Origin of the sequence: Photobacterium sp. GB-1 (genome assembly GCF_003026165.1) — a bacterium.
In the GTDB taxonomy this organism is placed as follows: domain Bacteria; phylum Pseudomonadota; class Gammaproteobacteria; order Enterobacterales; family Vibrionaceae; genus Photobacterium.
Map to the genome: position 1 here is coordinate 41,946 of NZ_PYOB01000016.1, position 25,567 is coordinate 67,512.

Below are 25,567 nucleotides of genomic sequence, written 5' to 3' on the forward strand. Positions count from 1 at the left end.
TCAATCCTTATGAGTGGAGTAATGTCGTTAACTGAACGCTATTTTATACTTTTATTTGCTTGAGTTAGATAATAAAAATGAGAGTTCTATCATACATGTCGAATGATTATCTAAAAGCAAACAAGCTCGTCGCTAATTTTTATTATTCGATGATTGTTGATGAGATCGGATCCCATCAATACTAAATAACAACAGCGCCAACCAAATACAGCCAAAGGTAATGCCATGTTCTAATTTAAACGGCTCTTGATAAATAAAAGTCGCTAATATGAACATCAAACTAGGGCCGATATATTGTAGAAAACCTAAGGTAGACAGCTTTAATTTCGTTGCGGCACCGGTAAAACACAGTAAAGGCAAGGTAGTGACAATACCGGCAGCGACTAACAGTAAATTGAGATTGAAGGAATTATCCGTCAGGTTAGCCGTTGGGCTGCTACTGATAAAAAAGAGATAAATAGCGGCTAACGGTAACAACACAAAGGTTTCAATAAATAAGCCAGTTTGAGCATCAATATTGATTTTTTTTCGTAATAGGCCATAAAACCCAAAGCTGGTCGCAAGTGCAAAGGCAATCCAAGGTAATGACCCAAATTGAATGAGCTCGGCAATAACACCGATCGCAGCGATTAAAACTGCCGCCCACTGTAAGCGACGTAACCTCTCACCCAGTAACAACATGCCGAGTAGCACATTTAACAGTGGATTAATGTAGTAGCCTAAACTGGCATCTAAAAGATGATTGTTATTGACCGCCCAGATGAAAATAAGCCAATTACAACCGACAAGTAACGCAGATATTGTGAGTAGGAAAAGCGTTTTCGGTTGAGTGAGAACGGCTTTGACACGCACCCACTGGCGGCTGAATGCAATAATGAGTGCAAGGAAGAAGAACGACCAAATCACGCGATGACTCAGTATTTCGAGCGGAGGAACGCTGGTAATGGATTTGAAGTAGATCGGCGCTATTCCCCACATGGTATAGGCAGAAATAGCGAGAATGATCCCACGCTTAGCGAGATTGTTGTTATCTTCCATGAAACTCCAAATCTAACATTGGTTAACTTTTATTCTATAGCAGTATATAAATAAGATCGCTTGATATACCAGTATTTATTTTATTGCTGAAAAGATGATGGAAAACCAGAGCATCGAGTTTTTAATTGATAGCCAAGTTACTACCTCGCATCAAAGGGGGCTTTAGGTATAGAATGAACGCCCCGTTTAGCCAAGAGACTTATCATGTCATCCGTCTGCCATCATGGACCCAGTTCTGCATTATCAGCATCTACGAGCGAGTCTGTTTTACAGGAAATTTTCGGTTATCAGCAATTTCGTGTAGGTCAACTGGATGTGATTGATGCCGTCAATCGTGACGAAGATTGCTTGGTGATTATGCCAACGGGTGGTGGTAAGTCATTGTGTTATCAGATCCCTGCTTTATTAAAAGAAGGGATCACGCTGGTTATTTCACCGCTTATTTCATTGATGAAAGATCAGGTCGATCAGCTTAAAGCCAATGGTGTTGCTGCCGCTTATATCAATTCGACGATGGAACGTGATGAGATCCTCGCCGTGTTTGATGCGATGAAAGATGCGACTGTAAAGCTAGTCTATGTCTCGCCAGAGCGCGTATTAACGTATGATTTTATTGATCGTTTACGTGACGTACCGCTGGCGATGGTCGCGGTTGATGAAGCGCATTGTATTTCGCAATGGGGACATGATTTTAGACCAGAATATGCCGCTCTCGGACGATTGAAGCAGTCGTTTGAAAACCTACCGATAATGGCATTAACTGCCACGGCAGATGAAACAACCCGCCATGATATTGTTAGCCGCCTAGGATTGCAGAGTCCTCATGAGTATCTAGGCAGTTTTGATCGCCCGAATATTCGTTATATTTTGTGGGAAAAACATAAACCGTTAACACAAATTATTCGCTATGTTGAAGGTATGCGTGGGCAGTGCGGCATTATTTATTGCAATAGTCGTAAGAAAGTAGAACAGATCAGTGAAAAACTGCGAGATAAAGGCATACGTGCAGAGGCCTATCATGCGGGGTTAGATCATGTTGAGCGAGCCAATGTTCAAGAGGCGTTTCAACGGGATGATATTCATATCGTGGTTGCCACTGTTGCCTTTGGTATGGGGATCAATAAACCCAATGTGCGTTATGTCGTGCATTTTGATATTCCTCGTAACATTGAATCTTATTACCAAGAAACAGGTCGAGCAGGGCGTGATGGTTTACCTGCTGAAGCGGTAATGTTATACGATCCTTCAGATTTAGCATGGCTTCGCCGTTGTTTAGATGAAAAAGAAGAAGGGCAGCAAAAGGACGTCGAGCGTCATAAACTGCATGCGATGGGCGCGTTTGCTGAAGCACAAACTTGTCGTCGTCAGGTATTGTTGCATTACTTTGGTGAGCACCGTGATGAGCCATGTGGTAATTGCGATGTGTGTTTAGATCCGCCGCAGCGTTTTAATGCGGTCGAAGTGGCGCAAAAAGCCTTGTCTTGTGTCTACCGTGTTAACCAAAGTTTCGGTATTACCTATATCGTTGAAGTGCTTCGTGGGATGCAAAACCAACGAATCCGCGAGCATGGACATGATAAATTAAGTACTTATGGTATTGGGCGTGAATACAGCCATGAATATTGGGTGAGTGTATTACGCCAGTTAATTCATTTGGGGTACTTAACCCAGAATATTAGCCGTAATTCCGTACTGCAATTAACAGAAAAAGCCCGCCCACTATTACGTGCTGAGATTGGTTTAGAACTTGCAGTTCCGCGACTGGATAATATTGCCCGTAACATGAAAGTGAATAAACTCGCGAATCGCCAGTACGATAAAAAATTGTTTGCCAAGTTACGTAAATTGCGAAAAGCGATTGCTGATGAAGAAGATCTACCGCCTTATGTGGTGTTTAACGATGCCAGCTTAATGGAAATGGCAGAGCGATTACCGACGTCAAATGGCGACTTTCTTGCGGTGAACGGGGTGGGTCAGCGTAAACTAGAAAAATACGGAGAGGTTTTTTTAGGCTTGATCCGTGATCATTTATTGGCAATTGAAGAGCCGCATTAAAATATCGAATCTAGCAAGTTGAGTATAGATATAAAAAAACCGGGCTCATGGTAAGCCCGGCTAGAATGCGTTAAAGAAACAGCCTTAATAGGGTGTTTGGTCACGACAAAACAGCTTGCGTATTTTTGGTGGAATATTCATTTCACCGAGCTGCTAGGTTATGCGACGGGACTCGCGATAACGTACTCCAGCAGCAGCCCAATAAGACCACGATGATAAGTGGAATACTAGAGCAACCTTAACCTTTGTAATGCTAATTAACACTTGGTTACATCAAGGGATAACAAGGATTGAAGCCCGCTATTTAAAGCAATAAATAGGAGTCATGATGACAGCAGTAATAAGTCACGTATTCGGTATTCGTCAGTTTGAACGCGACGCACGTTTTTTATCGATTAAAAGCCCGGCATTTGATTTCGATAGTTTTGATACGATCGCAGAATCTTTCTTACTCGCCATTGATGCTAAGATGGTAGAGAAAGAAAGTAATGCAGATCTACATATTTGGTTGATTGATTTTGAAGGTTGTCGTTTGCTGTTAAAAGGTGAGCATTACAGCGGTGCGTTATGGCTTGAAGCCATGAGTGATGACGATGAAGAAACACTCACTTTTATTGCGAGCTTATTAAATTAATCTCGCTGGTAAGATCAAAAGCTAGGCAAGCAAGCTGGTTTCTGTATAATCGCCGACCTGGTCGTTGTTGGCGATAAAACGCTGGCAGCAAAGTATGTTTGGGTTCCCTCCCCCCATTGACAAAAAGGTCTCACATGACGACTGCTTTATCTCAATCTAATGCTATAGCTTCACCCTCTTTTACTCCACAACAGCAACGTAAAGCCCTAGGTTATTTAGTGCTATTTCATTTACTCGTAATTGCATCGAGTAACTATTTAGTGCAGTTACCTTTTACCGTATTTGGTTATCACACCACCTGGGGAGCGTTTACTTTTCCGTTTATCTTTTTAGCTACCGATCTTACCGTGCGTATTTTTGGGGCTGGAATGGCGCGTAAAATTATTTTCCGTGTCATGATGCCTGCACTGCTCGTATCGTATTTATTATCGGTCTTGTTCTTCCAAGGCGAATACCAAGGGCTAGGACATTTAACGGAATTTAATCTGTTTGTTGCTCGTATTGCGATTGCCAGTTTTATGGCTTACTTGTTAGGGCAAATTTTAGATGTGTCGGTATTCAACCGCCTACGCCAATTAAAACAATGGTGGATAGCCCCTACGGCCTCCACTATTTTTGGTAATGCGATTGATACCATTGCGTTCTTTGGTATAGCGTTTTACCACAGTCCCGATCCGTTTATGGCAGCAAATTGGACGGAAATTGCGTTGGTGGATTACAGCTTTAAGTTAATTATTAGTCTCGGACTATTTGTGCCTATTTATGGCGTATTACTTAATTACTTAATTGATAAGCTGACAACGTTACCACCGCAAACGTTAGTGGCGGCAAAGACTAATCAATAGTTTTGTTACTAGTGATAAGGGTTAAAGAAGAAACCGATCCTAAGATCGGTTTTTTTATACAGTGAAGACACTGGTTAAAAAATATCGTGTCAAATGACAATTATTCTCAATAAAATACTTGCATCTCAAGTGAGAATGGTTATTATTAACATGCACTCAGGCGATAGGGATGGAACATAATCATATCGTCTTGATGGCACGACATTGCTCACATTGCTTCCAGTGTACTACAGCTCCGGTTGCGTGTTATTAGTGTAGGGCTAATAACCGAACACCACTTCTGCTGAGCGACGCTACTCATCGTAGCGTCGCTTTTTCTTTTTTAAGATCTGTCTAGTCTATTCTTATCTTCCATTGATCCGTTATCGTTAAGCCGTTTATTTTTTTCTATTGCATTCACGATGGCATAGTCTTTATGTGTGATTTTACTGTGCCACGATCGAAGCGTCTTTATTGATCACTATTAAGATAAAAAAGAGATCAACTTTCTATGCTTTAGTTTTTTATCGAAGATAAATTTTCACTGATAGGTATCTCTGCCATTAAATAGTGTATAAGCGGCTAAAATTACCGCAATTTAGTTATTTTTGGTTTTGATACTAAACAAATCGTCTGATTTTTATGATGTTATTACCGAATTTGGCTTTATCACTATGAGGTTTTCCACAATTAATGATCAAATAGGGATCGAGGATCGAAATTAAGGTTCATAGTTAAGTTGTTGATTGTGTTTGTAATAGTTTCTTATTTATCAAATTACCCAAAAAACGATCAACTGGCGTAAATTAAATACTAACAAAGTTATCCACAGAAAAAGTGAGAATAGAATAAAACATTGGTTAACACTTGCGACAGGGCGTGGCATTCTATGGTTATTGCATTTTTCCTGTCGCTCAACGCCTAATATGGTCGATAATAGAGCTACTAACCTGAACGACAAACGCTTGGATATAAGAATAACCCTATGGCAACTATTCCAGAAAATCCATTGATCCTGATTGATGGATCCTCTTACCTGTATCGCGCTTACCATGCTGCACCGAATTTCACTAATTCTGACGGTGAGCCGACGGGCGCAATTTATGGTGTTGTAAACATGCTACGTAGCATGTTACGTCAATTTTCAACCGAACATATCGCAGTGATCTTTGATGCGAAAGGGAAAACCTTCCGTGATGATATGTATCCTGAATATAAAGCCAATCGTCCACCGATGCCGGACGATCTTCGCAGTCAGATCGAACCATTGCATGCGGTGATCAAAGCGATGGGGCTACCATTGATCGCGATCTCTGGGGTTGAAGCTGATGATGTGATTGGCACGTTATCCACACAAGCATCACAACAAGGTATGCCAGTACTTATCAGTACAGGTGATAAAGATATGGCGCAGCTGGTGGATCAAAATGTTACTTTGATCAATACCATGACTGATGTTGTGATGGATCCCGCCGGTGTTGTGGATAAGTTTGGGATTGGTCCTGAATTGATCATCGACTACCTTGCTCTGATGGGCGATAAAGTGGATAACATTCCAGGTGTGCCTGGGGTTGGTGAGAAAACAGCAAAAGCATTGCTTACCGGTATCGGTGGGTTAGATGCCTTATACGATAATTTAGATGATATTGCTGCTCTCGGTTTCCGTGGTTCAAAAACCATGGCGAAAAAGCTGATTGATAATAAAGAAGCGGCTTACATGTCATATAAGCTTGCCACCATCAAATTGGATGTTGAGCTAGATGTAACACCTGATGAACTGCGTAAGGGCGTACCAGATACAGATGCTCTCACCGAGCTGTTTGGTAAGTTACAGTTCCGTCGTTGGTTAACTGAAATGCTTGATGGAAGTGATGGCCGTATTGTTGCTGACGAAAAATCAGGTGATGTGCCAGCTGAAAAAAAAGTCGTTGCACCAACGATTGATCGTAGTGGGTATGAAACGGTTTTAGATAAAGAAAGTTTTGCAACATGGCTTGAACAATTAAAAGCGGCAGAGGCGTTTGCCTTTGATACCGAAACCGATGGTTTAGATTACATGACGGCGAATGTCGTCGGTGTGTCTTTTGCGATTGAAGAAGGTAAAGCGGCTTACGTCCCTGTGGCTCACGATTATCTTGATGCGCCAGCGCAGCTTGACCGTGATTGGGTACTTGAGCAGTTAAAACCGTTACTTGAAGATCCAAAACAAGCGAAAATTGGCCAAAACCTTAAGTTTGATGCCAGTATTGTTGCTCGTTATGGCATTGAAATGCAGGGTATTGTGTTCGATACCATGCTTGAATCTTATGTATTTAATAGCGTTGTTGGGCGTCATGATATGGATAGCCTTGCCCTACGTTATTTAGAGCATAAGAATATCAGCTTTGAAGAAGTTGCAGGTAAAGGTAAAAAGCAGCTAACGTTCAATCAAATCGATTTAGAGCAAGCGGGCCCTTATGCTGCTGAAGATGCTGACATTACTTTGCGTTTGCACAATACGTTGTATCCTAAAGTAGAAGCTGACGACAAACTTAAGCATGTCTTTGAAACTATCGAAATGCCATTAGTGCCAGTACTTTCACGTATGGAGCGCACGGGTGTTTATGTCGACAGTATGTTGCTTGGCGCACAATCAACAGAGATCGCTGCTCGACTTGATGAAATTGAGAAAAAAGCGTTTGAAATTGCGGAGCAAGAATTTAATTTAAGCTCGCCAAAACAGCTTCAAGCGATCCTATTTGAAAAAATGGGATTACCTGTTTTAAAGAAAACGCCATCTGGTACACCGTCAACCAATGAAGAAGTATTGCAAGAGCTGGCGCTTGATTACCCACTGCCTAAGTTACTCTTAGAATATCGTGGACTTGCAAAACTGAAATCTACTTACACCGATAAGTTGCCTAAGATGGTGAATCCTGCAACGGGTCGAGTGCATACTTCTTACCATCAGGCCGTGACTGCAACCGGACGTCTATCATCAAGCGATCCAAATTTGCAGAATATTCCAGTACGTAATGAAGAAGGTCGTCGTATTCGCCAAGCGTTTGTCGCACAAAGCGGGTATAAGATCTTAGCGGTCGATTACTCCCAAATTGAATTACGTATTATGGCGCATTTATCCGGTGATAAAGCATTATTAGATGCTTTCCGTCATGGTAAAGATATCCACGCCGCAACGGCCGCTGAAATCCTTGGCTTAGATATTGAGCAGGTAAGTAGTGAGCAACGTCGCCGTGCTAAAGCGATCAACTTCGGTTTGATCTATGGCATGAGTGCATTTGGTTTGGCGAAGCAGCTAGATATGGGACGTAATGAAGCACAAAACTACATGAATGTGTATTTTGAGCGTTATCCAGGTGTTTTAGAATACATGGAAAGCACGCGTAATGCGGCTTCAGAGCAAGGTTATGTTGAAACGCTCTTTGGTCGTCGCTTATATCTACCAGACATTAAATCACGTAATGGTTTACGTCGAAAAGCAGCGGAGCGTGCAGCAATCAATGCGCCAATGCAAGGAACCGCAGCTGATATCATCAAGTTGGCGATGATTGCGGTTGATGGTTGGGTGCAACAACAACCGGAAGGCGATGTGCGTTTATTAATGCAAGTACACGATGAATTAGTGTTTGAAGTGAAAGAATCAGCACTTGAAGCGGTAACTGCATCAGTTAAAGCATTAATGGAACAAGCAGCGACGCTGGATGTACCGCTTATCGCAGATACTGGTTACGGTGATAACTGGGATCAAGCGCACTAATTTTTATTGGTAATAATAATAAATAGTCAGCACGATGCTGGCTATTTTTTTGTTAAAAATAAGCGACAAATAAAAACCAATATGTAAAATTTACTTACAACAAAGTGAAAAAAAACTACATTTAGGGGTTCCAAAAACTGCACGTTTGATATACAGTTACAGGTGTAGGGTACAGAGGTAAGATGTTCTATCTTTCAGACCTTTTGTTTCACGTTATTGGATTTGGCTGATTCAGCCGCCCTGGTCTCACTTTGGACCGGGGCGTTTTTTATTGTGCGCTCGAAAATTTTTTCTCTCCGTTTATACCTTTCTTTGTTGTCTGTTGATTATCTCTTTCTTTCTCGTTTCTCTCTATTTAGCTAATTACTAATCAAATTATGGTCGTTCATTGGTCTATTTGATCTTTTTGGCTTATTTGTTCGCCTTTTTCTCTTAAATTTTCTTTTTAGTTGTTATTTTTTAGAGTAAATACTTTAAAAAATAAAAACAGTCGCTATACTAAAAACAGCTTCTTGTTCATATTTGCTGTCAGTGCTGATGACATTATCAGCCGTTCAACAAATCCATGAAATAACCATTCCTACACTATTGGGAGTGGTTTTTTTTTGCTCTTTTTTTGGTTAAATGTGGTTGTAATAAACTTCCAGAACTAAACATGGTTTATTAACATTTTATGTTGTTATTTTGTTAAGAAAATAATGTACTAAGTAGAGGCGGGTAAGCAATATTTATATCGGAATTCAGAGGGGAATATGGTCGAGAGTCGCAAAAAAACATGTAAGTTGAGTCATATAAAGGGAAGGGATTGCACTAAGAGTGGAAATCATTATTGTTTGTTGCACAAAACTAAAATACCTCCTGTTTCTCTCTTAATTTGCCCCACCGAGATGGTGGGGAACTTTTATAGCTCCAATCCTTAGAGCTATATAAACAACGTATTTTACTCGTTGTCTTCTTCTACTTGCTCAGGGAAAGCATCATCACCACCGGCAAGCACACGTTGGCGCTCTAGCTCTGGTGCGTACCACTCATCCAATTTACGGCGAACTTGATCGACGCCAATACCTTTTAACGAAGAGAAAGCTTCAACTTGTACGTCACCTTCTAACTCTTTAGTCATTTGGCGGATTTTTAGCACCTGTGCTTTACGAGCACCACTTTTTAGCTTGTCTGCTTTAGTTAGTAAGACCAGCACAGGTAAACGGCTTTCAAGTGCCCAATTAATCATTTGTTGGTCAAGATCTTTCATCGGATGACGGATATCCATCAATACCACAAGGCCTTGTAAGCACTCACGACGCTGAAGGTATTCTCCTAGCGACTTCTGCCATTTTAATTTCATTTCAAGAGGGACTTGTGCAAAACCATAACCCGGTAAATCGATAAGGTTACAGCCTTGAACCACTTCAAACATATTGATCAGTTGAGTACGACCAGGCGTTTTTGAAGTACGCGCTAACCCTTTTTGATCGGTTAAGCGGTTTAGCGCACTCGACTTGCCCGCGTTAGAGCGACCAGCAAATGCAATCTCAACGCCTGCATCTTGCGGCAAGTGACGAATATCTGGCGCACTTGTGATAAAACTTGTATTTCTGTAGTTGAGAGGTTGATTCACTGTTAACTCCGTCCAGTCTTCATGTAGTCGACTGATTGCTTTTATGTGAAGATGTGTAAAATATGTGAAACCGAGCTTGGTTTGTGATCGTATTGTATACTATGTAAGTGAGCATTACTTGTGGTAGTGGAAGCCCTATAATTATAAACGGAATGTCATGAAGAAATTAATATTAATATTAAGCCTTCTTGCTAGTTATTCGACCACGGCTGAAGAAGGCAACATCGAAGCAGGTAAACTGAAAGCTGTAACGTGTGCCGCCTGCCATGGTACAGATGGCAATGCAGCGTTGATGCAGCAATCCCCGAAGCTTGCTGGACAGCATCCTAAATATCTTGAAAAGCAATTAAAAGAATACAAACAGGCAATGGCTACCGGCGGAAAACAGGGACGTAATAATCCTGTTATGGGAGGAATGGCCATGGCCCTTTCTGATCAAGATATCGCAGATATCGCAGTATATTATGCTTCTCTGCCTATCTCAGATAATACTTCCCCCAAAGAATCCGTTGAAGTCGCGCAACAACTTTATCGTTTTGGCGATACTGAACGTGGTATTGCTGCCTGTATTGCGTGTCATGGTCCTCGTGGCAATGGTACGAGCTTATCTGGATTCCCTAAGATCTCTGGTCAAAATGCAGAATACGTAAAACTTCAACTGGAAGAGTTCCGTTCAGGTGTCCGTGCTAATGATATGAACGCGATGATGCGTTCGGTTGCTGCAAAATTAAGTGATGATGAAATTAATGCGTTGTCACAATATGTCGGCGGCTTGCACTAAAATCGCTTGATCCGAATTGAAAAAAAGCAGCCTAAAGGCTGCTTTTTTATTGCCTGATAGTTATCGTTTTATATCTTTTAGTGCTTCATTCAGCAAGACTATTTTTACTTCTGTCTTATTTGCTCAACAGCTTGTAAGAGATCTGCCATTTGTGAGGGTTGTTTTAGCTCGAAATTTTGCAGATAAAAATACATTATCCTTAAATAACAATGGTTTGCGTTTTTTCAGTGGTTTGTGCTTTTAAAAGTGTGATATCGGTACATTGTTTCAGTTTTTGGTTACTGTAAATTATCTCGTGTCGACAGGGAAAGCGACAAGGGATGGAAACGCTAGGATGGCATGAGCAGGAGCTCAAAGGATCACAGGACGTCTAGTTAGGATGACTAGGGTTGACGCAAGAAGCGTATTGGATTGTCAGGAAGACACTTACGGATAAGATTTTGCAACGACATGATGTCGTCGCAATAAGTGGTACGTTATGGATAACGTGCTCACAAGGATGGTGGCATTATTATCAGGATGATAGTAAGCGAAATGGAACGCCAACTCAGGACGAGTTGAATTACTATGGACAGGACACGGAAGAGTAAAACTCATCAGGATGATGACGAACAACAAGTTCGCAAGGAAAGCACTAATAACAAAGGGAACGTTGCTTAACCGGGACGTTACACGCTAGTTAGGATGACTAGACAGAATATAAGCCAGTGGCTTACATATAGAGCGATAGGTGCAAGCCTATCGCTTTTTTCTTTTCCCCTCTTTTTCTATCTGCATTATAAACAAGTTAACTTGTTGATCTTTTATCTATCATTATCGTATTTACAGATAAACTTGCACAATTTGTCGGCAAAACTACATCTTGACCGCGATTGGGTATAGAATAGCCCGCTCGATTTTACACCAGTTCCGATTTTGCTAATAATCGGCAACACCGGAGAAGTGATCATGCAGCCATGTCCACTGTGCCATAGTGAACAGCATGGAGTATTTGTTGAAGATAAAAATCGCTGCTATTTTCGTTGTCAGCAATGCGCGTTAATTTTTGCTGATCCTGAGGCTCAGTTATCGCCAGAGCAAGAAAAAGCCGTTTATGATCAACATCAAAATAATCCAGATGATATGGGTTATCGCCAATTTTTAGGTCGTTTAGCGACACCATTAGTGGAGCGTTTACCGGCTGGGCCATTAGATGGTTTAGACTTTGGCAGCGGTCCTGGTCCAACACTTTCCATTATGTTGGACGAAATGGGATATAATATGGCGATTTATGATCCATATTTTGCACCTGATCCTAGTGTATTAACGCGTCAATATGACTTTGTTACGTGTACCGAAGCCATAGAACATTTTAATCAGCCTGCGAAGGAATGGGGGCTGCTGCTGAGTATGATTAAACCTGGCGGATGGCTGGGGTTGATGACAAAGCTAGCAACCGATGCCGAAGCGTTTACACGTTGGCATTACAAGAACGATCCAACCCACGTTAGTTTCTTTAGTCGCGATACGTTCCGCTTTTTAGCGCAACGTGATGGCTTAGAAGTTGAGTTTGTTGGAAATGATGTGATTTTGCTGAGGAAAACCCAGTAATGACCCGTAAAAAAAGAGGCCGTAAGATTGGCTCTGAAGGCCCAGCGGTATACCGCGATAAAACGCCGAACCAATTAGAGATCGAATCTCGCCAGCGCCAGAAAGCGAAAAAGCGTAAAGGCTTAAAAACTGGTAGTCGCCATTCTGCCGTTGAAGAAACTAAGCAGCGTAATGCCGCGCAGAAAAAAGACCCACGTCTTGGTAGTAAAAAACCAATTCCTTTGATTGTTGAGCCGAAAAAGCCAATGACCAAACAGCAACGCCGTATGTCAGCAGAGCAAGAATTAGCAATGCTTGAAAATGATGCGCAGCTGATGGTTCTTCTTGATCGCTTAGATGCTGGTGAAAAGTTAGGTGCAGGCTTACAGAAACAAGTCGACCAAAAACTTGATCGTATTGAGCAGCTTATGAAGCAGCTTGGTTTGATGGAAGAAGATGAAGTTGAATTGTTCGAGGAAGATGAGTACCGCCCAGCGGTTAAGTCTGATGATGATTTACTCGATCAATTTGAAAAGATGGATTTAGATAAATTCGGTAAGGAGTAACCGTTGCAGGATTTGACGCTTCTGCTTGTTATTGGTGGCACAATTGTAACCGCGCTTGGTATTTATGCGGGCACGCTACTTGTTAAGCTATACCAACAAAATCAACGCCATAAAGTTTTTTTAGCCCGTGCTGAACAACAGCAAAAAGAGGCGATAGAAACGCGTAATAATACGATTTTAGAGAGCGTTTATGTGATTGCCGCAGCGACCAAGCAAGGACAATGTGATTTGTCTGAAGCGGCGATTCGTTTGTATAAGTTGATGGAAGCGCTACAGGCTGATAAGAGTGTTGATTTTGCAGCCACTTATCCAGCTATTACAGAGCTGTATGAGGTAGTAAAAGATATGCCTCGCGGTGAAGCGCGTCAACAAACAGAGAAACGTGCTCGAATGCGCTTTGATCTGGAGCGAATGAAGGCTGAAACTCGATTACAAGAAGCTATTGCGATCGAACTGGATGCCATCCTGTCTACGAAGTCTTAATGACTTGATCTGAACGATTACAGTCATCGTCTAATCTGATTAGGCGATGACTGTATTGTCTTATAAACTATAAGTGTTATTCGTCTTACTATCATTACACGTTTAACTCTTTATTCTCCCTACAATATTGGAAATATGTCATGTCAAATGAGCAGATTATTTGGGATCAGGCCCTGATTGAAAAGTATAACTACTCAGGCCCGCGTTATACCTCTTACCCAACTGCATTAGAGTTTAATGAAGCGTTCACGTCTGCTGAATTTGAGATGGCATGTAAGCAATATCCTGATCGTAAGCTATCGCTTTATATTCATATCCCATTTTGTCATAAGCTTTGTTACTACTGTGGCTGTAATAAAATCATTACCCGTCATCAGCATAAAGCGGATGACTACTTGGATAAGCTAGAACAAGAAATTAAACAACGTGCGACTTTATTGGGCAATCGCCAAGTGAGTCAATTGCACTGGGGCGGTGGTACACCGACGTTCCTTACTGCAGCGCAGATCAGTCGTTTAATGAATAGTTTGCGTGCAGCGTTTAATTTTGATGATGATGCTGAGATCAGCATAGAAGTCGATCCGCGTGAAATTGAACTCGATATTCTTGACCATTTACGTGGCGAAGGCTTTAACCGTTTAAGCATTGGGGTGCAAGATTTCAATAAAGACGTGCAAAAACTGGTTAACCGTGAGCAAGATGAAGCGTTTATCTTTGCGATGGTTGAGCGTGCACGTGAATTGGGATTCCGTTCAACGAACCTTGATTTGATTTATGGTTTACCGCTACAAAATCGTGAAATGTTTGCGAAAACATTAGAGCAAGTACTGGCGATGAATCCGGGGCGTTTATCGGTGTTTAACTACGCCCACATGCCTAAATTGTTTGCAGCACAGCGCAAGATCAGCGAAGAGCTATTACCGAGTGCCAAAGAAAAATTAGGTATTCTGCAAGATACCATTGCGACGTTGACGGGGGCAGGATACCAATTTATTGGTATGGATCACTTTGCCAAACCGGATGATGAATTAGCCATTGCCCAGCGTGAAGGGATTCTGCACCGTAATTTCCAAGGTTACACCACTCAAGGTGAGTGTGATTTATTAGGTATGGGTGTATCCGCTATTTCTATGATTGGTGATTGCTACGCACAGAACCAAAAAGAGTTAAAGCATTACTACCGCGATATTGAAGAAAAACAAAACGCACTGTGGAAAGGGGTTTCGCTAGATGCGGACGACTTACTGCGTCGTGAAGTGATCAAAGCCCTCATTTGTAATTTCCAGCTTGATAAGAAAGCGATTGAAGCGGAATTTAATATCAATTTTGATCAATATTTTGCTGAAGATTTAGAGCTTTTAAAGACCTTTATTGATGATGAGTTAGTAGCGGTGGATCAGCAACATATCTTCGTTGAGCTGAAGGGACGTTTATTGATCCGTAATATTTGTATGTGTTTCGATAAATACTTACGTGATCGCGCTCGCCAACAGCAGTTTTCACGAGTGATTTAATCTTCTTGGATTAAATAATAAGCCCCATTCGAGCAATGCTGGAATGGGGCTTTTTGTTATCTGATTTTTATCGCGTGAGTGATTAACTACGTTGTGCTGCCATCTCGCGAAGTGCTTGTTTCTCGCTTTCATTCAAGAAGGCGATCTCTAAGCCATTGCGTTGTGCTTGTTCGATTTGCGCTTGGCTTAATCCAACAGCGGGTGCTGCTACCTCATATTCGTAAGGTAATTCAATACCTTCAACGGCAGGGTCGTCAGTGTTGAGGCAGGCTAAAATGCCATGCTCGAGGAATGGCTTGATAGGGTGATCTTTGATATTGCTAATAGTACTGGTTTGAATGTTTGAGGTAATGCACGATTCAATACCAATTTTATGCTCTGCGAGATAATCCATCAGTTTTGGATTTTGAATTGCCTTTACACCGTGACCAATACGTACTGCGCCAAGCTCATTAATGGCTTGCCACATACTTTCAGAGCCGGCTGCTTCACCAGCATGAACGGTTACACGTAAGCCTGCATCACGAACTTGTTTAAAGTGTGGGTTAAATTGCGCGCCAGGCTGACCTAATTCATCACCGGCTAAATCAATAGCGACCAATTTATCTTTGTGGGCCAGTAAGCCATCAAGCTCTTGCTGACAAGCCTCAACACCAAAGGTACGACTCATTATACCGATTAAGTTCGCTTTGATACCAAAGTCACGACAACCAGCTTCTACTCCATCAATAATGGCTTCAACCACACCTGCGATCGGCAAGTTGTGCTTCATTGCCATGTAGTAAGGTGAGAAACGTAGTTCGGCATAATCAATTTGTGCATGCAAGGCATCTTCAACGTTTTCATAAGCGACACGACGACAAGCATCGAGATCGCCTAATACTGCAACCCCCCAGTCTAGCTTTGACAAAAAGGCTACAAGACTAGGTTCAGCTTCAACGATCTGAACGTGTGGGCGTAAACTTTCTAGATCATGGCCTGGTAGCACCATATTAAATTGCTGGCCAAGTTCTAGGATAGTTTGAGGGCGAATGTTGCCATCAAGGTGACGGTGTAGATCCGTTAAAGGAAGATGCTTGTTGATCATTATGATTATTCCGATGAAAACTGAGCGTTAAGTATAAGCAAAGTGTATAACGTGAACATAATCGTTGCAGCTAAATGTGATCGCCTTCACCTGCAACTCGATATTATATAGCGATGATTAGTCGTTAATACCTAGCTCTTTGAGTTTTCTGGTAAGGGTATTTCTTCCCCAACCTAATAATCGAGCCGCTTCTTGTTTATGACCGTGGCTATGTTGTAGCGCCGTCTCGAGTAAGATCTTTTCAAACTCAGGTAGGGCTTCTGCCAATAGGTTTTCATTACCTTGCTGCAATTCTTGCTTTGCCCATTGTTGTAGGCCTTGTTGCCAATGTTGATTCTCTTGCTGAGTTGATAAAGTGGTTTGATTATTTTCCAGTAACTCAGGGGGGAGATCGCTAGGTAAAACCTCACTGCTGCTGGCCATGACAGTAAGCCAGCGACAAATATTTTCTAGTTGGCGAACATTACCCGGCCAATCCAGTGCTGCTAGTTGTTCGGTCGTGTCAGGGTGCAGGGTTTTGACTTCGACCCCTAACTCGTTCGACGCGCGTTGCAGGAAGTGGCGTGCCAGTTGAGGGATATCTTGGCGACGATCTTTTAGAGACGGTAAATGCACCCGAATAACGTTTAAGCGGTGAAACAAATCCTCACGAAAATCACCACTTGCGACAAGACGCTCTAGGTTTTGGTGCGTTGCAGCAATAATACGGACATCGACGTTAACGGGAGAGTGTCCACCGACACGATAAAACTGCCCATCCGCTAAGACACGCAGTAAACGGGTTTGAATATCTAATGGCATGTCACCGATTTCATCGAGAAACAGTGTTCCGCCGTTGGCTTGCTCAAATCGCCCCTGACGAACACTGTTGGCGCCAGTAAATGCGCCTTTCTCATGCCCAAACAGTTCTGATTCAATCAAGTCTTTGGGAATAGCGGCCATATTCAGGGCAATAAAAGCATTTTTACTGCGTGGGCTATGGCGATGTAAAGCGTGAGCGACAAGCTCTTTACCTGTGCCAGATTCGCCGTTAATCAACACCGAGATGGATGAGCGAGAAAGGCGACCAATAGCACGGAAAACTTCCTGCATAGCAGGGGCTTCACCGATAATTTCAGGTACTGCTTTTATTTCTGTTTCTGGTTGCTGTTGACGTTTCTGCTCTTGGCTATGACTAACCGCGCGCTCAACCAAACTTACGGCTTCATCAATATCAAATGGCTTAGGGAGATATTCAAATGCCCCACGTTGATAGGCATTCACAGCGGCATCTAAGTCTGAATGTGCCGTCATGATTATCACCGGTAAGAGTGGGTAATCTTGTTGTAAGAGTTTTAGTAACGTTAAGCCATCTGTTCCCGGCATTTTAATATCAGAGACCAATACATCTGGGACATTGCGCTCTAGCGCTTCAAGTACACTATCGGCATTGGCAAAGGTTTCACACTTCATGCCTGCTGTTATAAGTGTCTTTTCCATTACCCAGCGAATAGAGCTGTCGTCATCGACAACCCAAATTAATCCTTTGCTCATACGTTACTCTCCTATCGTTATTATTGTATTGGTAAATAGATCGTAAAGTTGGTGTGTCCTGGCCAGCTAATCACTTCAATTTTGCCGTTATGTTGGTCTATTAAGTTTTGCGAGATCGATAGCCCTAACCCTGTGCCATCAGCATTACCGGTTACCATTGGATAGAATAAGGTGTCTTGGATTTCTGCTGGGATCCCCGGACCATTATCGATAATTTCAATTTTCGCGGCGATACGGGCGTATTTGCCTTGGATCAAGGCTTGATGGGCTGTGCGAGTTTTGAGTTTAATGATCCCGCCATTTTGTTTTTTTAGAACATGAGCGGCGTTACTGACAATGTTGAGTAAGGCTTGCTCGAGTTGTTCGGTATCCATTTCTATCTCGGGCAGACTTGGATCGTAGTCGCGCTCAATCACAAGGTTATTGTCGTTTTCCAGTATGACCAGCTGACGTACTTTTTCTAATACGAGATGAATATTATCGGTCTTTCTGATGCCTGGCCGTTGCGGGCCTAATAACCTATCGACCAAATTACGTAATCGGTCGGCTTGCTCAATAATCATTTGGGTATATTCGACATAACTAGGGTCGGGTAGTGCTTTTTCAAGTAGCTGTGCAGCGCCTCTTAAGCCACCTAGTGGGTTTTTTATCTCATGAGCTAACCCTCGCACTAATTCTTTCGCTGCTTGCTGCTGAGCTAATTGAGAGAGCTCTTGGCTAATACGACGTTGTTGATCGATAGGTTTAAGCTCCAGCATCACGAAAAGATTTTTTTGCCACGAAATAGGGCTGGCATTCAAGCTGAGAAGTTGACGCTGTTCATCAATCACAAAAGCGACATCGCTATCAGCTAGGCCTTGACCACTTTGCAGTGTGGCTGCGATTAAATCGAGATCAAGAGATGAATACTGTAATAACTCTGGTAACGTAATGCCCAGCAAACGGCGCTTACTCGACGATAACAGTTGTTCTGCGGCAGGATTGACATAACGAATCGTTAAGTGCTCATCCAGTAAAATGATTGCAGTAACAAGGTTGTCAATAATTATAGGGGTAAAAGCGGTAGTCACAATCAGCATCCTTGTTGATTACCTAAACCATCAATAGGCTTATTTAGGTCAAATGCACCAAATTGGTGCATCTGAGTGTAACCTGTTTATTGCTGATCGGGCACTGTTAATTGGTGAAACTGTGGATTAGCGAGGCTGTACTGGCATTGGCTTGTTCGCCTTCACTGTGGCTCGATGCAGATAAACGGTAATACTGTCTGACGATGCAATAACCTTGCCGCCTTTAACTAGTTGAATTTGTAATTGGTGGCTGCCACGATCAATGTTATCTAATGTCCAAGTGAGTTCTGTTTGAGGCTCGCCTTTCACCACGCCATCTAATACTAATTGCGCTTGGGTTTGATTGTTAAGTTTGCTGTTGGTGACCGCATGAATATTGATGATACCTTCGTTATTGCGGATGGTTTGCTCATGCATAGGCGAAACTAAACTGACGGTTGTAATGGTTTTTGCTGGCTCTTCTACCACGGTAATATCAGTGGTTTGAGTGTCAATAGTATCTGCGGTTTGTTCAATATTGCCACTGACTTCTGTCACGCTTAAAGGGTAAGCAGTGGCATCGGGGGTTTGAGGTTGATCGGTAAAGTGCACCACGCCATTTTCATCTGTCCATGAGTAGATGGTAGAGGCTTGGGCGGAACTCGCAGCGGTCCATATTAGGGTAATAAAAATTGGGCTGAGTAGATTAAAAAAACGAGAGAGTTTCATCCGTTAACTCCAAGTTTGTTTGCACGAACAAGAGTGGTCGTGAATAAGATTCATTATTGTCGTTGGTTTGCGGGTGACAACAAGATCAAAAAGGCCTGCTTGTGAAGCAGGCCTAAGTATTTAATGTTTAGTAATTAAGTGATTACTTAAACAGAGTAGTAAAGTTCAAACTCTAGTGGGTGAGTTGTCATGTTTACTTTCTCAACGTCTTGAGATTTCAGTGCGATGTAAGAATCGATGAAGTCATCAGAGAATACGCCGCCAGACGTTAGGAACTCACGGTCGTCGCTTAGTGCTTGTAATGCGCCTTGTAGCGATTCTGCAACTGTTGGGATTTCAGCTGCTTCTTCTGCTGGTAGGTCGTACAAGTCTTTATCCATCGCTTCGCCTGGGTGGATCTTGTTCTGGATACCGTCAAGGCCAGCCATTAGCATTGCAGCAAATGCTAGGTATGGGTTAGCCGCTGGATCACCGAAACGTACTTCGATACGACGTGCTTTAGGGCTTGGTACTACAGGAATACGGATAGACGCTGAACGGTTACGCGCAGAGTAAGCTAGCATTACTGGAGCTTCAAAGCCTGGAACTAGACGCTTGTATGAGTTCGTAGCAGGGTTAGCAAATGCGTTGATTGCACGCGCATGCTTGATGATACCACCGATGTAGTAAAGTGCCATTTCAGAAAGGCCGCCGTACTTATCACCAGAGAATAGGTTTACACCATCTTTTGCTAGTGATTGGTGAACGTGCATACCAGAACCGTTATCACCTACTAGTGGCTTAGGCATAAAGGTTGCTGTTTTACCGAATGCGTGTGCAACGTTATGAACAACATACTTGTAGATCTGAATTTCATCCGCTTTTGTTGTTAGCGTGTTGAAACGTGTTGCGATTTCGTTTTGACCTGCTGTTGCTACTTCGTGGTGGTGAGCTTCAACAACTAGACCCATTTCTTCCATGATTAAACACATAGCAGAACGGATGTCTTGTGATGAATCAACAGGTGCTACTGGGAAGTAACCGCCTTTAACACCTGGACGGTGACCTTTGTTACCGCCTTCGAAATCAGAACCGGTATTCCATGCAGCTTCTACGTCATCAATTTTGAAGAAAGAGCCAGACATGTCAGTGTTAAACTTAACATCGTCAAATAGGAAGAATTCTGGCTCAGGGCCGATAAGAACCGTGTCTGCGATACCTGTTGAACGCATGAACTCTTCTGCACGCTTCGCGATAGAGCGAGGATCACGGTCGTAACCTTGCATTGTTGCTGGCTCTAAAATATCACAACGGATATTTAGCGTAGCGTCTTCAGTGAATGGGTCTAGTACCGCGCTTGATGCGTCAGGCATCATTACCATGTCTGATTCGTTGATACCCTTCCAACCTGCAACTGAAGAGCCATCAAACATTTTACCTTCTTCGAAGAAATCAGCATCAATTTGATGAGATGGGATCGAGATATGCTGTTCTTTACCTTTTGTATCGGTAAAACGTAGGTCAATAAACTTAACTTCATTTTCCTGGATCAGCGCTAGTACGTTTTCTACTGACATCTTGAGTAACCTCCGGTGTTATATAAGGGCATGGCCGCAAATCTAGTGTTGCTCATTTCTGAGAATGAGCAGTTCTGAATGTTCTTAAGCGAAAACCATGCCAATTTTTAAAAGCTTTAAGAATGCGGTTTTTACGCATTGCTAAAGCTTAATTAATCCATTTTTGCACTATATTGATGCATTGGTGCACTGTTTTGGTGCATCGATGTGTCATTAACAATAATAGAACATGCTTACTATCGCGATGTTAAAAATTATTGTCAATTCATAATCTCCTTAAAAAAGAGTTTTTATTATTAAAGGAGAACTGTGTACCTCTAATGATGTTTTTATCCGTAGGGAGTGAGAAAACAGGGTTAAGTGGGGATTTATGGTCTGAATAGAAGGGTTCAAAAAAATAAAATCAGGCCAAAAAGCGAGTAAAAATGCGGCTCTAGAGCATGGTCATAAAAAAGCTGGTGATATAAATCACATATTTCGTGGGTTTTGGCGTAAAATCTGTTAAATTATGAGCCGTTTTTTTAATCAAGTAGCCTCTAGTGAAGATGCTGCATGTTCTGAGTGAATGTGAAACTAATGTCTAATCAATCGATCGATAAATTAAGAAATATCGCAATTATTGCTCACGTTGACCATGGTAAAACTACCTTGGTTGATAAACTTCTACAGCAGTCTGGCACGTTAGAGGGTCGCGGCGAAGCCGAAGAACGTGTGATGGATTCTAACGATATCGAGAAAGAGCGTGGCATTACCATTCTTGCTAAGAACACAGCAATCAACTGGAATGACTACCGCATCAACATCGTAGATACCCCTGGACACGCCGATTTCGGTGGTGAAGTAGAGCGTATCATGTCTATGGTTGACTCTGTATTGCTTATCGTTGATGCAGTTGACGGCCCGATGCCTCAAACTCGTTTCGTAACGCAAAAAGCGTTTGCATACGGTCTTAAGCCAATCGTTGTTATCAACAAGATTGACCGTCCAGGTGCACGTCCTGAGTGGGTTATGGATCAAGTATTTGACCTATTCGATAACCTTGGTGCAACTGACGAACAACTAGACTTCCAAGTGGTTTACGCATCAGCACTAAACGGTTGGGCAACACTAGAAGAAGGCGAAACTGGCGAGAACATGGAACCATTGTTCCAATCTATCGTTGATAACGTTGCAGCGCCTTCAGTAGATGTTGATGGCCCACTACAGATGCAAATCTCTCAGCTAGATTACAGCTCTTACGTTGGTGTTATCGGTGTTGCGCGTATTACTCGTGGTACAGTGAAAGCTAACCAACAAGTCACTATCGTAAGTGCTGACGGTTCTAAGCGTAACGGTAAAGTAGGTACAGTTCTAGGTTACCTAGGTCTTGAGCGTCATGAAGTTGAAGAAGCGAAAGCGGGCGACATCATTGCAATCACAGGTCTTGGCGAGCTTAAGATTTCTGACACTATTTGTGATCAGAACTGTGTTGAAGCGCTAACGCCTCTTTCTGTTGATGAGCCAACAGTTACTATGACTTTCCAAGTAAACAACTCTCCGTTTGCTGGTAAAGAAGGTAAGTTCGTTACTTCACGTAACATCCTAGAGCGTCTTCAAAAAGAACTAGTACACAACGTTGCACTACGTGTTGAAGAAACAGCTGACCCAGATAAATTCCGCGTATCAGGCCGTGGTGAACTTCACCTATCTATCCTGATCGAAAATATGCGTCGTGAAGGCTACGAGCTAGCAGTATCACGTCCAGAAGTTATCATCAAAGAAGAAGACGGCCAGCTAATGGAACCGTTTGAAACTGTGACAATCGACGTGGTGGAAGAGCACCAAGGCGGTATCATGGAAAATATCGGTCTTCGTAAAGGTGAGCTAACTGATATGGCACCAGATGGTAAAGGCCGTGTTCGCATGGACTTCATGATGCCTTCTCGTGGTCTTATCGGTTTCCAAACTGAGTTCATGACACTGACTTCAGGTTCAGGTCTTCTTTACCATACGTTTGATCACTACGGTCCTCACAAGGGCGGTACTATCGGTCAACGTAACAACGGTGTATTGATTTCTAACGCAACAGGTAAAGCACTGACTTATGCATTGTTTAACCTACAAGAGCGTGGTCGTCTATTTGCTGAGCACGCAGACGAAGTTTACGAAGGTCAGATCATCGGTATTCATAACCGTTCTAATGACCTTACAGTTAACTGCCTGAAAGGTAAGCAGCTTACAAACGTTCGTGCTTCTGGTACTGACGAAGCGCAAACTCTTTCTCCTGCTATCAAGTACACACTTGAGCAAGCACTAGAATTCATCGATAACGATGAACTAGTAGAAGTGACACCTTTAAGCATCCGTATTCGTAAGAAACTTCTTACTGAAAACGATCGTAAGCGTGCTGGTCGTACAAAGTAATTACTGATTAATTTCATTAGTTATTAAGCAATCCCTCGGTTGGTAACAATCGGGGGATTGTTGTATCTGAAGGGTGGAAATATGGGGGGATTGTGGCGAATGGCTGAAGATAAGTGTCGGACTGGGACATTAGGGTAAAGCAATGGTGAGCCGCTGGCGCTGACTCACCTTGTCGATAGCTTATTTCTTTAGATGACCAATAAAGCGGTTAGATTCTGCAATAGCGCTGTTCATATCGCGGATTGCTTGTTGGATCTCGCGTTGCAGTGAGTTGAACTCACCTTGTAGTGAGCCAATGGCGGCAGCATTTAGGTTATGCTTTAGGTATAATGTGTTATCACGCAAAGTATCTAACACTGGCTCCATTTTTTGCTCTGCACGTTTCATCGCAGATAGCATTTTTTGATACTGTACTTTGGTAGCGCGTAGCTTGTTTGCACTATCACGTTTCAGTGTTGCACTCTTATAAAGCGCAAGCTCGTCATTCCATTCTTCAAACAATGCATCAGCTACATCTTCAATAGCAGCGATACGATCTTTGACTTTATTTACTGCTGCTTCACTGTCTTTGTATTGATCATTAACGTCATTGTATGCGGCTTCTAACTCACCACCATTGAAATTATTTAATGCTTTAAGCCCTTCAAGCGCACTGGTAAATTGCTGTTGTGCATCTTTTTGTGCTGCGTTGGCGTCTTCTACCCGATCAACCATGATGTCACGTTTGTGGACGCCAACTTGCTCCATCGCTGAGTAATAGGCTGATTGACAGCCTGAAAGTAAGCTAACGCTAAGTAAAATAGCAAGAAAATAAGGCATGTTATGCTCCTAGTAAGGCATGCTGCGTTGAAATAAATCAATCTTAACGTTTGTTCTAACAAGAGAGAATTGATTGATAAGACGCAAATAAAGAGTTGAGAGAAGGCAAAAAAATGAAAGCCTTTTCACAATGTGTATAAGATTAATAGAACAAAGTTATAAGGCTGACAACAAACCAATGGCGAAGTTGCAATTAGGTCCCAAAATCCATCTGATGATGGATTATTTTTCGTATTTAATCCAGCGAGTGAATCATGATCGTTTAACGGTTACCGCAGGCTCAATGGCTTATGTCACTTTATTATCACTGGTGCCGCTCATTACTGTTGTTATTTCGGCGTTATCAGCAGTGCCAGTATTTGCAGGACTCGGTGAGCAATTACAAAACTTTGTGATCGAGAATTTCGTACCAGCGGCTGGCGCGGTCGTGAAAACCTACTTAAATGAGTTCGTTTCTAATGCTGGCAAAATGACGGCTGTCGGTATTGCGGCTTTGTTTGTGGTTGCCATGATGTTGATTTCATCAATAGATACCTCGTTAAATTATATCTGGCGAATTAAACAGAAACGTCGTTGGGTTATTTCATTTTCAATCTATTGGATGATTTTAACGTTAGGACCGATTCTGTTGGGTTCTAGTATTGCGGTAAGCTCTTACCTTGGTTCACTGGCATTGCTTGAACATCAAGCATTACACGGCCTTTTACAGCAGTCCTTACGCTGGTTTCCTTCTCTTATGTCTAGCTTGGCATTTTTATTGCTCTACTTATTAGTGCCGAATGGTAAAGTCACGTTCCGCCATGCACTGATTGGTAGTCTAAGTGCGAGTATTTTATTTGAGCTAAGTAAGAAAGGTTTTGCGATTTACCTCGCGCATTTTCATTCTTATCAGATGATTTACGGCGCCTTAGCTGCAATTCCTATCTTATTTGTTTGGATTTATTTATGTTGGTGCATTGTTTTACTGGGCGCAGAGATCACCGCTAGTTTAGGTGAGCGTGGTTTTTGGGATCAGGCGAATCAGTTATCATTACCGGCAGAGCAAAAATCGGATGACACGTCGCAGAATATGAAAGAGGAAGAAAAATGATTGCACTGATCCAACGAGTTACTGAGGCTAGCGTGACGGTGGATGGACAGATCACTGGCGCGATTGGCAAAGGCTTGTTAGTGCTGTTAGGCGTTGAAAAAGGTGATGACGAAGCAAAAGCACAAAAGCTGCGTGATAAAGTGCTCGGTTACCGTGTCTTTAGTGATGACGATGGCAAAATGAATTTAAACGTGCAGCAGGCGGGTGGCAGTGTGTTGGTGGTTTCACAATTTACGTTAGCGGCGGATACTAAAAAGGGTATGCGGCCAGGTTTTTCGAGTGGGGCTGCACCTGTTGATGCTGAACGTCTTTATGAATATTTTGTCGAACAATGTAAGGTAAAAGAAATTCAGACAGAAACGGGTATCTTTGCTGCCGATATGCAAGTAGCACTAAATAACGATGGTCCAGTGACGTTCTGGCTACAAGTCTAGAAAATCACATTAGTATCAGATATACACCATA

At 42.4% G+C, this 25,567-nt stretch carries 20 protein-coding genes; 12 read left to right on the forward strand and 8 right to left on the reverse strand.

What is annotated here, in order from left to right; all coding sequences use genetic code 11:
* Positions 1-132: 132 nt before the first annotated feature.
* Positions 133-1,038: an EamA family transporter RarD gene (gene rarD, locus C9J45_RS14850; RefSeq protein WP_107291118.1), complete on the reverse strand. Its 906-nt coding sequence runs from the start codon at positions 1,036-1,038 to the stop codon at positions 133-135.
* Between the two features lie 204 nt (positions 1,039-1,242).
* Here rarD and recQ point away from each other — a divergent pair, with 204 nt between their 5' ends.
* The 4 genes from recQ (at position 1,243) to polA (ending at position 8,308) form a co-directional block, all read left to right on the forward strand.
* On the forward strand, positions 1,243-3,093 hold the full coding sequence (gene recQ / locus C9J45_RS14855; protein WP_107207798.1) for an ATP-dependent DNA helicase RecQ: 1,851 nt from the start codon (positions 1,243-1,245) through the stop codon (positions 3,091-3,093).
* A 328-nt stretch (positions 3,094-3,421) separates the two neighbouring features.
* Positions 3,422-3,727 carry a DUF3630 family protein gene (locus tag C9J45_RS14860; protein WP_107247542.1) on the forward strand — a complete coding sequence of 102 codons (306 nt, stop codon included), beginning with the start codon at positions 3,422-3,424 and terminating at the stop codon, positions 3,725-3,727.
* 134 nt (positions 3,728-3,861) lie between these two features.
* Positions 3,862-4,572: a 7-cyano-7-deazaguanine/7-aminomethyl-7-deazaguanine transporter gene (locus C9J45_RS14865; protein WP_107207796.1), complete on the forward strand. Its 711-nt coding sequence runs from the start codon at positions 3,862-3,864 to the stop codon at positions 4,570-4,572.
* A gap of 964 nt (positions 4,573-5,536) precedes the next feature.
* The gene (gene polA, locus C9J45_RS14870) at positions 5,537-8,308 is read left to right on the forward strand and encodes a DNA polymerase I (RefSeq protein ID WP_107261172.1); all 2,772 of its coding nucleotides are present in this window, start codon (positions 5,537-5,539) and stop codon (positions 8,306-8,308) included.
* A 940-nt stretch (positions 8,309-9,248) separates the two neighbouring features.
* On the opposite strand, the gene yihA is transcribed toward polA, so the two are convergent.
* Positions 9,249-9,923 (reverse strand): ribosome biogenesis GTP-binding protein YihA/YsxC, encoded by a 675-nt coding sequence (gene yihA / locus C9J45_RS14875; RefSeq protein ID WP_105061451.1) that lies wholly within the window; start codon positions 9,921-9,923, stop codon positions 9,249-9,251.
* Positions 9,924-10,080: 157 nt separating this feature from the next.
* On the opposite strand from yihA, the gene C9J45_RS14880 reads away from it, so the two are divergent.
* The 5 genes from C9J45_RS14880 to hemN all read left to right on the forward strand — a co-directional run bounded on the left by C9J45_RS14880 (position 10,081) and on the right by hemN (position 14,836).
* Positions 10,081-10,704 carry a cytochrome c gene (locus tag C9J45_RS14880; protein ID WP_107207794.1) on the forward strand — a complete coding sequence of 208 codons (624 nt, stop codon included), beginning with the start codon at positions 10,081-10,083 and terminating at the stop codon, positions 10,702-10,704.
* A 948-nt stretch (positions 10,705-11,652) separates the two neighbouring features.
* Positions 11,653-12,294 (forward strand): class I SAM-dependent methyltransferase, encoded by a 642-nt coding sequence (locus C9J45_RS14890; RefSeq protein ID WP_107207792.1) that lies wholly within the window; start codon positions 11,653-11,655, stop codon positions 12,292-12,294.
* Complete coding sequence (yihI, locus tag C9J45_RS14895) at positions 12,294-12,839, forward strand: Der GTPase-activating protein YihI (protein WP_045084567.1); 546 nt, start codon at positions 12,294-12,296, stop codon at positions 12,837-12,839. Before C9J45_RS14890 ends, yihI begins: the two co-directional genes overlap by 1 nt.
* A gap of 3 nt (positions 12,840-12,842) precedes the next feature.
* Positions 12,843-13,322, forward strand: a complete 480-nt coding sequence (locus C9J45_RS14900) for a DUF2489 domain-containing protein (RefSeq protein ID WP_107207791.1) — start codon at positions 12,843-12,845, stop codon at positions 13,320-13,322.
* A 140-nt stretch (positions 13,323-13,462) separates the two neighbouring features.
* The gene (gene hemN / locus C9J45_RS14905; protein WP_107261167.1) at positions 13,463-14,836 is read left to right on the forward strand and encodes an oxygen-independent coproporphyrinogen III oxidase; all 1,374 of its coding nucleotides are present in this window, start codon (positions 13,463-13,465) and stop codon (positions 14,834-14,836) included.
* Positions 14,837-14,918: 82 nt separating this feature from the next.
* On the opposite strand, the gene add is transcribed toward hemN, so the two are convergent.
* From add to glnA, 5 genes are all read right to left on the reverse strand, one after another.
* Entirely contained in the window at positions 14,919-15,923 is a 1,005-nt protein-coding gene (gene add / locus C9J45_RS14910) for an adenosine deaminase (protein ID WP_107292717.1), read from the reverse strand.
* A 117-nt stretch (positions 15,924-16,040) separates the two neighbouring features.
* Complete coding sequence (glnG, locus tag C9J45_RS14915) at positions 16,041-17,456, reverse strand: nitrogen regulation protein NR(I) (protein ID WP_107291114.1); 1,416 nt, start codon at positions 17,454-17,456, stop codon at positions 16,041-16,043.
* A 20-nt stretch (positions 17,457-17,476) separates the two neighbouring features.
* Positions 17,477-18,526, reverse strand: a complete 1,050-nt coding sequence (glnL, locus tag C9J45_RS14920) for a nitrogen regulation protein NR(II) (protein WP_107207787.1) — start codon at positions 18,524-18,526, stop codon at positions 17,477-17,479.
* A gap of 126 nt (positions 18,527-18,652) precedes the next feature.
* Positions 18,653-19,234: a DUF4124 domain-containing protein gene (locus C9J45_RS14925; RefSeq protein ID WP_107261161.1), complete on the reverse strand. Its 582-nt coding sequence runs from the start codon at positions 19,232-19,234 to the stop codon at positions 18,653-18,655.
* Positions 19,235-19,380: 146 nt separating this feature from the next.
* A complete protein-coding gene (gene glnA / locus C9J45_RS14930) occupies positions 19,381-20,790 on the reverse strand; it encodes a glutamate--ammonia ligase (RefSeq protein WP_005372511.1) in 1,410 nt (469 codons plus the stop codon).
* Between the two features lie 576 nt (positions 20,791-21,366).
* Between glnA and typA the strand changes: the two genes are divergently transcribed.
* The gene (typA, locus tag C9J45_RS14935) at positions 21,367-23,193 is read left to right on the forward strand and encodes a translational GTPase TypA (RefSeq protein WP_107207785.1); all 1,827 of its coding nucleotides are present in this window, start codon (positions 21,367-21,369) and stop codon (positions 23,191-23,193) included.
* Positions 23,194-23,373: 180 nt separating this feature from the next.
* Here the strand turns inward: typA and C9J45_RS14940 are convergent, their stop codons facing one another.
* Positions 23,374-24,012 carry a DUF2959 domain-containing protein gene (locus C9J45_RS14940; RefSeq protein ID WP_107207784.1) on the reverse strand — a complete coding sequence of 213 codons (639 nt, stop codon included), beginning with the start codon at positions 24,010-24,012 and terminating at the stop codon, positions 23,374-23,376.
* Positions 24,013-24,190: 178 nt separating this feature from the next.
* On the opposite strand from C9J45_RS14940, the gene C9J45_RS14945 reads away from it, so the two are divergent.
* Complete coding sequence (locus C9J45_RS14945) at positions 24,191-25,102, forward strand: virulence factor BrkB family protein (RefSeq protein ID WP_107292718.1); 912 nt, start codon at positions 24,191-24,193, stop codon at positions 25,100-25,102.
* On the forward strand, positions 25,099-25,536 hold the full coding sequence (gene dtd, locus C9J45_RS14950; protein WP_045084559.1) for a D-aminoacyl-tRNA deacylase: 438 nt from the start codon (positions 25,099-25,101) through the stop codon (positions 25,534-25,536). Before C9J45_RS14945 ends, dtd begins: the two co-directional genes overlap by 4 nt.
* Positions 25,537-25,567 lie beyond the last annotated feature (31 nt).

Bases quoted from the DNA above. Each gene is read 5' to 3' on its own strand.
- C9J45_RS14865 (WP_107207796.1), top strand. From the start codon at position 3,862: ATGACGACTGCTTTATCTCAATCTAATGCTATAGCTTCACCCTCTTTT.
- polA (WP_107261172.1), top strand. From the start codon at position 5,537: ATGGCAACTATTCCAGAAAATCCATTGATCCTGATTGATGGATCCTCT.
- yihI (WP_045084567.1), top strand. From the start codon at position 12,294: ATGACCCGTAAAAAAAGAGGCCGTAAGATTGGCTCTGAAGGCCCAGCG.
- typA (WP_107207785.1), top strand. From the start codon at position 21,367: ATGTCTAATCAATCGATCGATAAATTAAGAAATATCGCAATTATTGCT.
- C9J45_RS14880 (WP_107207794.1), top strand. From the start codon at position 10,081: ATGAAGAAATTAATATTAATATTAAGCCTTCTTGCTAGTTATTCGACC.
- C9J45_RS14925 (WP_107261161.1), bottom strand. From the start codon at position 19,234: ATGAAACTCTCTCGTTTTTTTAATCTACTCAGCCCAATTTTTATTACC.
- recQ (WP_107207798.1), top strand. From the start codon at position 1,243: ATGTCATCCGTCTGCCATCATGGACCCAGTTCTGCATTATCAGCATCT.
- glnG (WP_107291114.1), bottom strand. From the start codon at position 17,456: ATGAGCAAAGGATTAATTTGGGTTGTCGATGACGACAGCTCTATTCGC.
- C9J45_RS14945 (WP_107292718.1), top strand. From the start codon at position 24,191: ATGGCGAAGTTGCAATTAGGTCCCAAAATCCATCTGATGATGGATTAT.
- rarD (WP_107291118.1), bottom strand. From the start codon at position 1,038: ATGGAAGATAACAACAATCTCGCTAAGCGTGGGATCATTCTCGCTATT.
- C9J45_RS14940 (WP_107207784.1), bottom strand. From the start codon at position 24,012: ATGCCTTATTTTCTTGCTATTTTACTTAGCGTTAGCTTACTTTCAGGC.
- glnA (WP_005372511.1), bottom strand. From the start codon at position 20,790: ATGTCAGTAGAAAACGTACTAGCGCTGATCCAGGAAAATGAAGTTAAG.
- C9J45_RS14860 (WP_107247542.1), top strand. From the start codon at position 3,422: ATGACAGCAGTAATAAGTCACGTATTCGGTATTCGTCAGTTTGAACGC.
- hemN (WP_107261167.1), top strand. From the start codon at position 13,463: ATGTCAAATGAGCAGATTATTTGGGATCAGGCCCTGATTGAAAAGTAT.
- dtd (WP_045084559.1), top strand. From the start codon at position 25,099: ATGATTGCACTGATCCAACGAGTTACTGAGGCTAGCGTGACGGTGGAT.
- add (WP_107292717.1), bottom strand. From the start codon at position 15,923: ATGATCAACAAGCATCTTCCTTTAACGGATCTACACCGTCACCTTGAT.
- C9J45_RS14890 (WP_107207792.1), top strand. From the start codon at position 11,653: ATGCAGCCATGTCCACTGTGCCATAGTGAACAGCATGGAGTATTTGTT.